The sequence below is a fragment of the Halomonas faecis genome (assembly GCF_010993975.1).
Classification (GTDB): Bacteria; Pseudomonadota; Gammaproteobacteria; order Pseudomonadales; family Halomonadaceae; genus Halomonas; species Halomonas faecis.
The window spans coordinates 123,146-135,559 of the sequence record NZ_JAACZO010000057.1; the positions used below are offsets into that span (position 1 = coordinate 123,146).

Genomic DNA, 12,414 nt, shown 5'->3' on the forward strand with positions numbered 1-12,414 from the left:
TCACACCTGCAACAGGTCGTGCTCCTTGGACTCGAGCGTCTTGTCGATCTCGGCGATGTACTTGTCGGTGAGCTTCTGGATCGCCTCCTCGCCCTGATGCTGCTCATCCTCGGTGATCTCCTTCTCCTTGAGCAGCGCCTTGATGTCTCCATTGGCATCGCGACGCACGTTGCGCACTGCCACACGGGCGTGCTCGGCTTCGCTGCGCGCCTGCTTGATGTAGCCCTTGCGCGTTTCCTCGGTAAGCATCGGCATCGGCACGCGAATCACGTTGCCCGCACTGGCGGGATTGAGCCCCAGGTCAGAGCTGATGATCGCCTTCTCGATCTTGGGCACCATGTTCTGCTCCCACGGCACGACCGTCAGGGTGCGGGCATCCTCGACGTTGATCGAGGCGACCTGATTGATCGGTACTGGGCTGCCGTAGTAATCCACGGTCACCGAATCGAGAATGCTCGAATGGGCGCGGCCGGTACGAATCTTGTTGAAGTTGGCATGAAGCGACTCGAGGCTCTTCTTCATGCGACTTTCGGCGTCTTTCTTGATGTCATCGATCACGGTATCAACCTCTGTCTATCAGGGTGCCTTCCTTGCCGCCCACGACCAGATTCAGCAGGGCGCCCGGCTTGTTCATGTTGAAGACGCGAACCGGCATATCATGGTCCCGTACCAGGCAGATGGCGGTCAAATCCATGACGCCGAGCTTCTGGTCGATCGCATCGTCGTAGGTCAGTCGCTCGTACTTCACCGCCTCGGCGTGCTTGACCGGATCCTTGTCGTAGACGCCATCCACCTTGGTGGCCTTGACCACCACGTCGGCATCGATCTCGATGCCGCGCAGACAGGCCGCCGAATCCGTGGTGAAGAACGGGTTGCCGGTACCGGCAGAAAACAGTACCACGTCGCCCGACGTCAGGTAGCGTATGGCCGTGCGACGGTCATAGTGCTCCACCACGCCACTCATGGGGATGGCCGACATCACCCGCGAGCGGATGTTGGAGCGCTCCAGAGCGTCACGCATGGCCAGCGCGTTCATCACCGTAGCCAGCATGCCCATGTGGTCGCCGGTGACCCGATCCATGCCGGCCTCGTGCAGCGCCGCACCGCGAAACAGGTTGCCGCCGCCGACCACGATGCCGACCTGCACGCCGATGCCGACCAACTGGCCGATCTCCAGCGCCATGCGGTCGAGCACTTTAGGATCGATGCCGAACTCGGCATCACCGGTCAGCGCTTCTCCGGAGAGCTTGAGCAGAATGCGCTTGTACTTCGACTTGTCGTCACGCGACTTCTCCGCTCGGCCGGCGTCGGGCCGGGGCGGGGCTTCACTGCGATCGGCACTGGGCATGGGCGTCTCCTGTATCACCGTCGAATGGGTTGCAAGGCGGGCTCGTCCGGACGCACCGCCCGGATACGCAAAGGCGTGCGCTCATGCGCACGCCTTCACGCGCTGGATGCTCAGACCTCAGCTACGACCAGCCTGTTCCATCACTTCCTTGGCAAAGTCGACCTCTTCCTTCTCGATGCCTTCACCCACTTCGAAGCGGGTGAAGCCGACCACCTCGCCACCGGCGGCCTTGACGAACTCGGCCACGCTCTGGTTGGGATCCTTGACGAAGGGCTGCTCGGTCAGACTGTTCTCGGCCAGGTACTTCTTGAGGCGGCCTTGAACCATCTTCTCGGCGATGTTTTCGGGCTTGCCGGCCATGTCCGGCTGCGCCAGGATGATCGCCTTCTCTTCGTCGAGCTTTTCCTGCGGCATTTCATCGGGACGCGCCACGGTCGGGTTGATGGCGGCCACGTGCATGGCGACGTCCTTGGCCACCTCGGCGTTGCCCCCATTGAGCACGGTCAACACGCCAATGCGGCCGCCGTGAACATAGGCACCCACCAGGCCGCCTTGCGGCGCCTCGACCACGGCACAGCGCCGCACGCCGATGTTCTCGCCGATCTTCTGCACCAGTTGCTCGCGGGCGACCTCGAGCTCACCATCCATCACCGCGGCCACGTCTTCGCTCTTGGCGGCGAAGAAGGCATCGGCAACCTTGTCGGCGAAAGCCCTGAAGTTGTCGTCGCGGGCGACGAAATCGGTCTCGGAGTTGATCTCGACCGCCACGCCGTAGCTGCCGTCGTCAGCGACACGCGTCACCACGGCGCCCTCGGCGGCGGTACGGCCGGCTTTCTTGGCGGCCTTGAGGCCGGAATTCTTGCGCAGGTTTTCGATGGCGACCTCGATGTCACCACCAGCTTCGGTGAGTGCCTTCTTGCACTCCATCATGCCGAGCCCGGTACGCTCGCGCAGTTCCTTGACCTGGGAGGCGCTAATCGCTGCCATGGTAATGTCCTCTGGAATGATTCGACCGATGATGGATTGCGTGAACGCAGCGGGCATCCGGGGCCCGCTGCGGCAATCGCGGTTACTCGGCGGCGGCGGCGTCGCCGCTCTCGCCCTCGGTGACCTCGACGAACTCGTCGGGACGGCCTTCCTTCGCGCGCACACAGGCGTCGGCGACGGCCTTGACGTAGATCTGAATGGCACGGATGGAGTCATCGTTGCCGGGGATCACGTAATCGACGCCGTCCGGGTCGGAGTTGGTATCCACCACCCCGATGACCGGGATGCCGAGCTTGTTCGCCTCGTTGATGGCGATGCGCTCGTGGTCGACGTCGATCACGAACAGGGCATCGGGCAGGCCGCCCATATCCTTGATGCCGCCCACGCTGCGCTCGAGCTTGTCCTGCTCGCGAGTCGCCATCAGGACCTCTTTCTTGGTCAGCTTGTCGAAGGTGCCGTCTTCATGCATCGCTTCGAGTTCGCGCAGACGCTTGATCGAGACGCGGATGGTCTTGTAGTTGGTCAGCATGCCGCCCAGCCAGCGATGGTTGACGAAAGGCTGGCCGACGCGAGTGGCCTCTTCCTTGATGATCTTGCTAGCGCTGCGCTTGGTGCCAACGAACAGGATCTTGTTGTTGGCTGCGGCCATCTTCTCGACCACATCGATCGCTTCGTTGAGCGCCGGCAGAGTATGTTCGAGGTTGATGATGTGAATCTTGTTACGGGCGCCGAAGATGAACTGGCTCATCTTCGGGTTCCAGTAGCGGGTCTGGTGACCGAAGTGGGCGCCTGCCTTGAGCAGGTCGCGCATGTTGACATGTGCCATGGATGACTCCTGAAAAATCGGGTTAGGCCTCCATGCACCCCATGGATCCGACTGCCGGGGAAACCGCGGCAGCACCCGGGACCATGTGCCGGTGCATGTGTGTTTTCAAGGCTTGAGGTTCACGGCGCAAAAGCGCCAACGCCGTCGCTGCGGCCGAGACGCGATCGGGGCTGGGCCCACCGGGTCGACATTGCAGGAAAGCGCGCGGCTTTATACCATAGTTCGCCAGCGAGATGAAGTCGCCCGCCCCCGCTCCCGCCGCATTGCCGGGCGATCCACCCCTGTGAACCGAGATTCCATGAACATTCCCATCAAGACGCCCGACGAGATCGAGAAGATGCGCGAAGCTGGCCGTCAGGCCGCCAGCGTGATCGAGATGATCACACCTTACGTCACGGCTGGCATCTCCACCGGTGAGATCGACCGCCTGTGCCACGACTACATCGTGAACGAGCTGGGCTCCACCCCCGCCCCGCTCGACTATCACGGCTTCCCCAAGTCGGTATGCACGTCCATCAATCACGTGGTTTGCCACGGCATCCCCGATGCCGCCAAGAAACTCAAGAACGGCGACATCATGAACCTGGACATCACCGTGAAGACCGCCGACGGCTACCACGGCGACTCCAGCGTGATGTTCGTGATCGGCGAGACCATCCAGGGCGAACGGCTGTGCCGCATCACCCAGGAATGCCTGTACCACAGCATTGCCCAGGTGCAGCCAGGCGTACGCCTCTCGACGCTGGCCCGCGCCATCCAGTCCCACGCCGAAGCCAACGGCTACTCGGTGGTACGCGACTTTTGCGGCCATGGCATCGGCGCCAGCTTCCACGAGGACCCGCAGGTGCTGCACTACGACGGCTATGCCCCGGAGGCCGACATCGAGCTGGCCGCCGGCATGTGCCTGACCATCGAGCCGATGATCAACATCGGCGGTCATCAGACCAAGGTACTGCGCGACGGCTGGACTGCGGTGACGCGCGACAAGAGCCTATCCGCCCAGTGGGAGCACACCCTGCTGGTCACCGAAAGCGGCGTCGAAGTGCTCACCGCCCGCGGCGACGAAGACCTCGCCTTCCTCGACCGCTGAGTCGATCGCCCATGCTCCTGCATCACTACCGCTTCGTGCCCGACGAGTCGCTGTTCGACGCCGAAACCTTTCGCACCGAACTGGCCGGCAGCCGCTCTCCCATCGCCCCCTTCAAGGACGCCCTGCGCAATATTCAGGTCCGGCTCGACGAACGCTTTCGCGCCGGCGCCGACATCCGCGACCTGGTGCATGGGCGAGCCTGGTGCCTCGACCGGCTGCTGGCCATCGCCTGGGAGCGTCACGACTGGCCGGACGACGACGTAGCCCTGCTTGCCGTCGGCGGCTATGGACGCGGCGAGCTGCACCCGCACTCCGACATCGACCTGCAGTTGCTGCTCGAGAACGACGATGACGCGCCGTACCGCGAGCCATTGACGGCCTTCATCACCTTCCTATGGGACATCGGCCTGGAGATCGGACACAGCGTCCGCTCGCTGTCCGACTGCGAACGCGAAGCGGCCAACGACATCACGGTGATGACCAATCTGCTGGAGTCGCGCACCCTGGCCGGCCCCGAGCGGCTGCGTGATGCCATGAAGACTCGCCTAGCCCCCGAACGGCTATGGCCGGCGGACCGTTTCTTCGAGGCCAAGTGGCAGGAGCAGATCAGTCGCCACTACCGTCACAACAATTCCGAGTACCACCTGGAACCCAACCTCAAGAGCTCACCGGGTGGGCTGCGCGACATCCAGATGATCGGCTGGGTGGCCAAGCGCCATTTCGGCAGTCAGCGCTACGAAGACCTGGTGGCCAACGGCTTCATGAACGATGCCGAACTGCGCATCCTCAGCCAGGGCCAGGCCTTCCTGTGGCAGGTGCGCTATGCCCTGCACATGCTCACCGAGCGCGCCGAAGACCGCCTGCAGTTCGACCATCAACGCACCATCGCCGAACTGTTCGGTTTTCGCGACACCCCCGAACGGCTGGCCGTCGAACAGTTCATGAAACGCTACTACCGCCACGTCACCGCGCTGGCCGGCCTCAACGACATGCTGCTGCAGCACTTCGACGAGGTCATCCTGCGTGGCGGCGAGCGCCTGGAGTTGGTGCCGATCAATGAGCGCTTCGAGATCAAGGGGGGCTACATCCAGGCTCGCTCGCGGGCGATCTTCCGCGAACAGCCCTCAGCCCTGCTCGAGCTCTTCCTGCTGATGGCAGAGCATCCCGAGATCGAAGGCGTGCGCGCCGACACCATTCGCCTGATCCGCGACCACCGCCATCAGATCGACGACCTCTACCGCGACGACTCCCGCCACCAGCAGCTGTTTCTGGACCTGCTGCGCTCCGGCGGCAACGTCCCGCGTCAGCTGCGGCGCATGAACCGCTATGGCGTGCTCGGCAAGTACCTCCCGGAGTTCGGCCAAGCCGTTGGCCTGATGCAGCACGACCTCTTTCATATCTATACCGTGGACGCCCACACCCTGCGCCTGCTCAAGTGCATCCAGCGCTTCCGCGAGCCCGAGGCCCACGATGAGTTCCCGGTGGCGACGGCGCTGGTTCACCAGCTGCCCAAGCTGGAGCTGCTGTGGATCGCCGGGCTCTACCACGACATCGGCAAGGGACGCGGCGGCGACCACTCGGAGCTCGGCGCCCGTGACGTGGCGGATTTTGCCGAGCGTCATGGCCTGCCGGCGCGCGACACCCGACTGGTGAGCTGGCTGGTAGAGCATCACCTGCTGATGTCGATGGTCGCCCAGAAGCGCGATATCACCGATCCTGACGTGATCGCCGATTTCGCCAGCACCGTGCGTGACGAAACCCGGCTCGACTATCTCTACGTGCTGACGGTGGCCGACATCAACGCCACCAACCCCACGCTGTGGAACGGCTGGCGGGCATCGCTGCTGCGCCAGTTGCATGCCGAAACCAAGCGCGCCCTGCGCCGCGGTCTGGAAAACCCGCTGGACCGCGAAGACTGGGTACGCGAGACGCGTGCCGAGGCGCGCTCGCTGCTGGCCACCGTAGGGGTGGACCTGGCCCGGGTCGAACGGCTGTGGGAGTCGCTCGGCGAGGACTACTTCCTGCAGTACGCTCCCAGCGAGATCGTCTGGCAGACCCAGGGCATCCTGGCTCATGGCGAGAACCCGCTGCCGCTCGTCCTGGTCAGCCCGCCCGCCGACGAGAGGGACGATGGCGGCACCAAGGTGTTCATCCATACCCGCTCGGTGGAAGACCTGTTCGCCGCCACTGCCGCCGCCATGGAGCAGCTAGGGCTATCGATCCACGATGCCCGCATCGCCACCTCGAGCAACGACTGGACCCTCAACACCTTCATCGTGCTGGACGATCAGGGCCGCGCCATTCGCGACCCCGAGCGCATCGAGGCGCTGCGTCGTCACCTGGTGGAGGAGCTCGACGACCCGGACGACTACCCGCAGATCGTCACCCGCCACACCCCGCGCCAGCTGCGCCACTTCAAGGTGCCCACCGAGGTGCGCATCGAACAGGATCCAGCCAACGAACGCACCCTTCTGGAACTGACCGCTCCCGACCGCCCCGGACTGCTGGCCCGGGTCGGGCGTATCTTCATGGAGCAGAACATCGCCCTTTCCGCCGCCAAGATCGCCACCCTGGGCGAGCGGGTGGAAGACGTCTTCTTCATCACCGACAAGACCGGCGCGCCGCTCACCGACCCCGATCGCCAGCAGAGCCTGCGCAAGCGGCTCGTCGAAGTGCTGGACGTGTCCGGCTAAGGCCTCTCGGTGCACCGAACCCCCTGGCTCCGTTTGAGGCCGCTCCCGGGCTTCCCTATAATCAACCCCCTTCCAACCACGACAATGACGCCCGAGGCCATGGCCGGCAAGGCGCGCCTGGACACCCATGAACCCCGATCTCGACGCCCTCAAGCCCTACCCCTTCGAGCGGCTGGCCGCGCTCAAGGCCGGTGTCACGCCGCCCGAGGGGCTCGCCCCCATCCCCCTGACCATCGGCGAGCCCCGGCACGCGCCTTATGCGGAGGCACTGAAGGCGCTGGGCGCCCACCTGGCCGAGATGGGCCGTTATCCAGCCACTGCCGGCCTTCCCGCACTGCGCCAGGCCATCGCCGACTGGACGAGCTGGCGATTCGGCCTCGAAGGCCTGGACCCGGAATCCCAGGTATTGCCGGTCAACGGGACCCGCGAGGCCATCTTCGCCTTCGTCCAGGCAGCACTGGACCGCAACCGTCCGGCCAAGGTGGCGATTCCCAACCCCTTCTACCAGATCTACGAAGGCGCCACCCTGCTGGCCGGCGGCACGCCCCACTACCTGGCGTGCCACGCCGATACGGGCTTTCTGCCCGATGTCGGCAGCGTGCCTGCCGAGGTATGGCGCGACGTGCAGATTCTCTTCGTCTGTTCGCCGGGCAACCCCAGCGGGGCGGTGATGCCGCTGACCGACTTCCAGGCGTTGCTGGCACTGGCCGACGAACACGATTTCGTCATCGCCTCCGACGAATGCTATTCGGAACTCTACCTGGACGAGGACGCTCCGCCGGCAGGGCTGCTCGAGGCCTGCGCCGCCCTCGGCCGCCACGACTACCGTCGCTGCCTGGTCTTCCACTCGCTCTCCAAGCGCTCCAACCTGCCAGGGCTGCGCTCCGGCTTCGTCGCCGGCGACGCCGAGCTGATCGGCTCCTTCAAGCGCTATCGCACCTATCACGGCTGCGCCATGTCGCTGCCGCTGCAGCACGCCTCGATCGCCGCCTGGACCGATGAAGCCCACGTTCGCGACAATCGCGACGCCTACCGGGCCACCTTCGCCGCCGTCACCGAAGTGCTGGCACCGGTCCTTGATTTCCCCGACCCCGAAGCCAGTTTCTATCTATGGCCGGCCGTTCCCGGCGGCGATGATGCCGCCTTCGCCAGACGACTCTTCGCCGAAACCCACGTCAGCGTGCTGCCCGGTTCCTTCATGGGCCGGCCCGGCACGAATGGCGTCAACCCCGGCGCCGGGCGGGTACGACTGGCCCTGGTCGCGGAAACGGCCATTGCCCAGGAAGCCGCCGAACGCATTCGACGGTTCATCGAAAGGAGCGCATGATGCTGACCCTATTCGTGATCAAGAACTGCGACACTTGCCGCAAAGCACGCCAAGCCCTGGACCGCAAGGGCATGCCCTACCAGGTGCACGACCTGCGTGAAGACGGTCTCTCGGCGCCACTGCTCGAGCACATCCTGCACCACGTACCCTTGATGACGTTGCTCAACAAGCAGAGCCGCACCTGGCGCGAACTCGATGACGAGACCAAGGCCGACATCGATGCCAACACGGCGCGCGAGCTGATGCTAGCCAACCCCACCCTGCTCAAGCGTCCGCTGCTGGACACCGGCGACGATATCCTCGTCGGCTACCGCGAGGGCGACTACGACAAGCTTTAGGTCGGCCGGCCTTCTCCGCCAGCCGCCCGTTTCCGAACCCACGACCCATGCCAGAGGACACCACCCCATGCTGAGCTTTGCACTTGGAATCGGCACCCAGAACACCCAGGGCGACTGGCTGGAGATCTATTATCCGGCCCCTTTGTTCCAGCCTGATGACGCCCTGATCGACGCCGTCAAGCGCGTGCTGGACGTGCCGGAAGGCAACGCCGCCGTGAGTTTTCTGCCCGAGCATTGCGCCGAGCTGGCCGGCGCCCTCAAGGCCGCGGGGCACGCCGGCCAGGCCGAGCTGGCCGAAACCCTAGCCACGAGCCAGCGTCCGCTGGTGGCCATGCTCCTGGCCGAAGACCTGCCCCCGCAGAGTGCCCCGGAAGTCTATCTCAAGCTGCACCTGCTCTCGCACCGCCTGGTCAAACCCCACGAGCTCGATCTCACCGGCATGTTCGGCCTGCTGCGCAACATCGCCTGGACCAACGAAGGCCCCATCGACATCGAGGAACTGCCGGCACGTCGCCTCAAGGCGCGCCTGGCCGGCCGTACCCTTTCGGTGGACTGCGTCGACAAGTTCCCCAAGATGACCGACTACGTAGTACCCGGCGGCGTGCGCATCGGTGACACCGCCCGAGTGCGCCTGGGCGCCTACCTCGGCGAGGGCACCACGGTGATGCACGAAGGCTTCGTCAACTTCAACGCCGGCGCCGAAGGCCCCGGCATGATCGAAGGCCGCATCTCCGCCGGCGTGGTGGTCGGCAAGGGCTCCGACCTGGGTGGCGGCTGCTCCACCATGGGTACGCTCTCCGGCGGCGGCAACATCGTCATCAAGGTCGGCGAGGGCTGTCTGATCGGCGCCAATGCCGGCATCGGCATCCCGCTGGGCGACCGCTGCACCGTCGAGGCGGGGCTCTACATCACCGCCGGTGCCAAAGTGACGCTGCTCGACGATCAGGGGCAGGAGGTCGACACCGTGGCGGCACGCGAACTGGCCAATCAGAGCGACCTGCTGCTGCGTCGCAATTCGCAGAATGGCCGCATCGAGTGCTTGACCAACAAGAGCGCCGTGGCACTCAACGAGGCGCTGCATGCCCATAACTGATCCCGCCAGCCTCTCGCCCACCCTGCAGCTGGCTTTCGAGCTGCTGCGCCGCCCGTCGGTGACGCCGGACGACCTGGGCTGCCAGGACCTGATGATCGAGCGCCTCGAGGCGCTCGGCTTCCATATCGAGCGCCTGCCCTTCGGCGACGTGGAGAATTTCTGGGCGACCCGTGGGCATCACGGCCCGCTGATGGCTTTCGCCGGCCATACCGACGTGGTGCCCAGCGGCCCCCACGTCCGCTGGGACTACCCCCCGTTCGAGCCGTGCATCGATGATGACGGCATGCTCAGGGGCCGGGGTGCCGCCGACATGAAGGGCAGCCTGGCAGCCATGATCACCGCCGTGGAGCGCTTCGTCGCGACCCACCCCGACCATCACGGAAAGATCGGCTTTTTGATCACCTCCGACGAGGAGGGCCCGGCGGTGGACGGCACCCGCGCCGTGGTCGAGCATCTGCGCGAGCGCCACGAGCGGCTCGACTACTGCATCGTGGGCGAGCCTTCGTCCACCGACGCGATGGGCGACGTGATCAAGAACGGCCGGCGTGGCTCGCTGGGCGGCGTACTGCACATCAAGGGCATTCAGGGCCACGTTGCCTACCCGCATCTGGCGAACAATCCCATCCATCAGGCGATGCCGGCACTGAACGCTCTGGTGAAGGAGCACTGGGACGGCGGCAACGACTTCTTCCCCGCCACCAGCTTCCAGGTTTCCAACTTTCGCGCCGGTACCGGCGCCACCAACGTGATTCCCGGCGACGTGGAGGTCGTCTTCAATTTTCGCTTCTCCACCGAGGTCACCCACGGCGATCTCCAGGCACGCACTCGAGCGATCCTCGATGCCCACGATCTCGACTATCACATCGACTGGACGCTCAACGGCGAGCCCTTCCTCACCGCCGAAGGCGAACTGGTGGAGGCCACCCTGCACGGCGTGGAGGCGGTAACGGGACGCCAGCCCCGGCTTTCGACCAGCGGCGGCACTTCGGACGGGCGCTTCATCGCCACCCTGGGCAGCCAAGTCGTCGAGCTCGGCCCGTGCAATGCCACCATCCACCAGACCAACGAACGCGTCCGTGCCACCGACCTGGACGAATTGAGCCGCATCTACGAGGCGGTTCTGACCAAGCTGTTCGTCAACGGTAAAGCCCAGCCCTGAATGCCACGAGAGAATGCCATGACGTCCAGTGACGCCGCCTATCCGGACATCGAGATCTATCTGGCCCAGGCCCCGCGGGAGCCCCTGAACGCCTGGCTGGGAGAGTTGCTTGACGCCGCTCCGTTGCGCGGCGCCGGCCGCCGCCAGTGGAAGACCCACGGCCATCGCAAGGGCCACTCCATTCCGGTGCTACTGGTGGAGAACGCCGCCGACGGCTTCGCCAGCCTGTGGTTCGACAGCGCCCACACGCCCTGGCCGCGCGACACCGACTGCGCGCGGGACGCCGCCGCCCGACTGGGCTGTGAAGTGCGCTGCTCGCTGGGCAGCTGGCAACCCGGCGACGACCCCGACCGCTTCTGGCAGGTGCTGCCCGACGGCACGGAACGGGCGATCGACTGGCCCGACTCCGGCCGGTAACCGGAAACGGCATCACCCCGCGCGAGGCGGGGCGCTGTCACTTGAGGCGGCGGGGCTGCCGTTCTCGCGAAAGCCGGCGAGCGAAGGTCAGACAAGGCAAAAATCGACGAAAAGACGGAGTTTACTGTAGTCAATGAGTACTTTGAGTTCGATTTTTAACGCAGTATGACCGAGCGCAGCCGCTTTCCTAGGTAATCACGGTGACGTCGTCGGCCTGCAGCCCCCGCTCATTCTCGATCACGTGATAGCGCACCTTCTGACCTTCGGCCAGGGTGCGATGGCCGCGTCCGCGGATGGCACGAAAATGCACGAAGACATCTTCACCGCTGTCGCGCTTGATGAACCCGTAGCCCTTGTTGACGTTGAACCATTTGACCTCACCGATTTCACGGTCGTCGTTCTCGACCTCGGCGATATTGGCAAGCTGCGGAGTCAGTGCATTGACCGCCAGGGTAGCGATCAGCAATAGCAGGAAGACGGCGGCCGCGGCGGCCACGTAGACGACGGCGATGCCGCCGACCTCGAGGCTGGCAAAAAGACGACGCGCCAGATCGCCGCCGGTAAGATGAACGAACAGAGCGATCAGCAGCGGGGCCGGCGCGGCCAGCAGCAGGCTGATGAGACTGCAACGAAAGATAACCTTACGATTCATGGAGGGGAAATGCTCGCTTTTGATGGTGAAACGACACGACTGGAGTTGCGATGACGACACGGCATGGCGCCACGCCGCCTAAAGAGCATGTCGCGGTCAACGGCGACACGCAGCGCGACGATTCTAGCACGAGCGGTGAGCCATCGCCCGCCCGGCTGGCAACCCGACTGGACGACCTGGAAAGCCGCCTCGCCTACCAGGAGCACTGGCTCGACACCCTGGACGAGGCGATAGCCGCCCAGGAACGGCGCCTCGTCCAGCTCGAACGGCTCAATGCGCTGATGCAGCAGAAGCTGCGCGAGCAGCAGCGGGCACTGGAGGAATCCGATGCCGCGTCACCCCACTCGCAAGACGAAGTGCCGCCACATTACTAGTCGCTTCGCGACAGCTGGAAGCTGGAAGCTGGAAGCTGGAAGCTGGAAGCTGGAAGCTGGAAGCTGGAAGGCAGCATGTCGCCACCGGCTCCTGAATAAAGGGTTTTCTT

13 protein-coding genes are annotated in these 12,414 nt (G+C 64.8%); 8 read left to right on the forward strand and 5 right to left on the reverse strand.

Annotated features, from left to right (window positions below; all coding sequences use genetic code 11):
* The 4 genes from frr to rpsB all read right to left on the reverse strand — a co-directional run bounded on the left by frr (position 1) and on the right by rpsB (position 3,161).
* A complete protein-coding gene (frr, locus tag GFD32_RS17505) occupies positions 1–558 on the reverse strand; it encodes a ribosome recycling factor (protein ID WP_163577865.1) in 558 nt (185 codons plus the stop codon).
* 4 nt (positions 559–562) lie between these two features.
* Entirely contained in the window at positions 563–1,348 is a 786-nt protein-coding gene (gene pyrH, locus GFD32_RS17510) for a UMP kinase (RefSeq protein WP_163577866.1), read from the reverse strand.
* A 117-nt stretch (positions 1,349–1,465) separates the two neighbouring features.
* On the reverse strand, positions 1,466–2,335 hold the full coding sequence (tsf, locus tag GFD32_RS17515) for a translation elongation factor Ts (RefSeq protein ID WP_163577867.1): 870 nt from the start codon (positions 2,333–2,335) through the stop codon (positions 1,466–1,468).
* 82 nt (positions 2,336–2,417) lie between these two features.
* The gene (gene rpsB, locus GFD32_RS17520) at positions 2,418–3,161 is read right to left on the reverse strand and encodes a 30S ribosomal protein S2 (RefSeq protein ID WP_163577868.1); all 744 of its coding nucleotides are present in this window, start codon (positions 3,159–3,161) and stop codon (positions 2,418–2,420) included.
* A gap of 298 nt (positions 3,162–3,459) precedes the next feature.
* On the opposite strand from rpsB, the gene map reads away from it, so the two are divergent.
* From map to GFD32_RS17555, 7 genes are all read left to right on the forward strand, one after another.
* The gene (gene map / locus GFD32_RS17525; protein ID WP_163577869.1) at positions 3,460–4,251 is read left to right on the forward strand and encodes a type I methionyl aminopeptidase; all 792 of its coding nucleotides are present in this window, start codon (positions 3,460–3,462) and stop codon (positions 4,249–4,251) included.
* 11 nt (positions 4,252–4,262) lie between these two features.
* Positions 4,263–6,944: a [protein-PII] uridylyltransferase gene (locus GFD32_RS17530; RefSeq protein ID WP_163577870.1), complete on the forward strand. Its 2,682-nt coding sequence runs from the start codon at positions 4,263–4,265 to the stop codon at positions 6,942–6,944.
* A 127-nt stretch (positions 6,945–7,071) separates the two neighbouring features.
* Complete coding sequence (gene dapC / locus GFD32_RS17535) at positions 7,072–8,271, forward strand: succinyldiaminopimelate transaminase (RefSeq protein WP_163577871.1); 1,200 nt, start codon at positions 7,072–7,074, stop codon at positions 8,269–8,271.
* Positions 8,271–8,609 (forward strand): Spx/MgsR family RNA polymerase-binding regulatory protein, encoded by a 339-nt coding sequence (locus tag GFD32_RS17540; RefSeq protein WP_163577872.1) that lies wholly within the window; start codon positions 8,271–8,273, stop codon positions 8,607–8,609. Before dapC ends, GFD32_RS17540 begins: the two co-directional genes overlap by 1 nt.
* A 67-nt stretch (positions 8,610–8,676) precedes the next feature.
* Entirely contained in the window at positions 8,677–9,702 is a 1,026-nt protein-coding gene (gene dapD / locus GFD32_RS17545) for a 2,3,4,5-tetrahydropyridine-2,6-dicarboxylate N-succinyltransferase (protein ID WP_163577873.1), read from the forward strand.
* Positions 9,689–10,861: a succinyl-diaminopimelate desuccinylase gene (gene dapE / locus GFD32_RS17550; protein WP_163577874.1), complete on the forward strand. Its 1,173-nt coding sequence runs from the start codon at positions 9,689–9,691 to the stop codon at positions 10,859–10,861. Before dapD ends, dapE begins: the two co-directional genes overlap by 14 nt.
* 18 nt (positions 10,862–10,879) lie before the next feature.
* The gene (locus GFD32_RS17555; protein WP_163577875.1) at positions 10,880–11,278 is read left to right on the forward strand and encodes a hypothetical protein; all 399 of its coding nucleotides are present in this window, start codon (positions 10,880–10,882) and stop codon (positions 11,276–11,278) included.
* Between the two features lie 187 nt (positions 11,279–11,465).
* Here GFD32_RS17555 and GFD32_RS20085 read toward each other — a convergent pair whose 3' ends face one another.
* Positions 11,466–11,930, reverse strand: coding sequence for a cold-shock protein (locus GFD32_RS20085; RefSeq protein WP_276208819.1), 465 nt, complete (start codon positions 11,928–11,930; stop codon positions 11,466–11,468).
* A 50-nt stretch (positions 11,931–11,980) separates the two neighbouring features.
* On the opposite strand from GFD32_RS20085, the gene GFD32_RS17565 reads away from it, so the two are divergent.
* Positions 11,981–12,304: a SlyX family protein gene (locus tag GFD32_RS17565; protein WP_163577876.1), complete on the forward strand. Its 324-nt coding sequence runs from the start codon at positions 11,981–11,983 to the stop codon at positions 12,302–12,304.
* Positions 12,305–12,414 lie beyond the last annotated feature (110 nt).

What these genes read in the sequence shown, in the direction of transcription:
- pyrH (WP_163577866.1), bottom strand. Translation starts at nt 1,348, where the DNA reads ATGCCCAGTGCCGATCGCAGTGAAGCCCCGCCCCGGCCCGACGCCGGC.
- tsf (WP_163577867.1), bottom strand. Translation starts at nt 2,335, where the DNA reads ATGGCAGCGATTAGCGCCTCCCAGGTCAAGGAACTGCGCGAGCGTACC.
- rpsB (WP_163577868.1), bottom strand. Translation starts at nt 3,161, where the DNA reads ATGGCACATGTCAACATGCGCGACCTGCTCAAGGCAGGCGCCCACTTC.
- map (WP_163577869.1), top strand. Translation starts at nt 3,460, where the DNA reads ATGAACATTCCCATCAAGACGCCCGACGAGATCGAGAAGATGCGCGAA.
- GFD32_RS17530 (WP_163577870.1), top strand. Translation starts at nt 4,263, where the DNA reads ATGCTCCTGCATCACTACCGCTTCGTGCCCGACGAGTCGCTGTTCGAC.
- dapC (WP_163577871.1), top strand. Translation starts at nt 7,072, where the DNA reads ATGAACCCCGATCTCGACGCCCTCAAGCCCTACCCCTTCGAGCGGCTG.
- GFD32_RS17540 (WP_163577872.1), top strand. Translation starts at nt 8,271, where the DNA reads ATGCTGACCCTATTCGTGATCAAGAACTGCGACACTTGCCGCAAAGCA.
- dapD (WP_163577873.1), top strand. Translation starts at nt 8,677, where the DNA reads ATGCTGAGCTTTGCACTTGGAATCGGCACCCAGAACACCCAGGGCGAC.
- dapE (WP_163577874.1), top strand. Translation starts at nt 9,689, where the DNA reads ATGCCCATAACTGATCCCGCCAGCCTCTCGCCCACCCTGCAGCTGGCT.
- GFD32_RS17555 (WP_163577875.1), top strand. Translation starts at nt 10,880, where the DNA reads ATGACGTCCAGTGACGCCGCCTATCCGGACATCGAGATCTATCTGGCC.
- GFD32_RS20085 (WP_276208819.1), bottom strand. Translation starts at nt 11,930, where the DNA reads ATGAATCGTAAGGTTATCTTTCGTTGCAGTCTCATCAGCCTGCTGCTG.
- GFD32_RS17565 (WP_163577876.1), top strand. Translation starts at nt 11,981, where the DNA reads ATGACGACACGGCATGGCGCCACGCCGCCTAAAGAGCATGTCGCGGTC.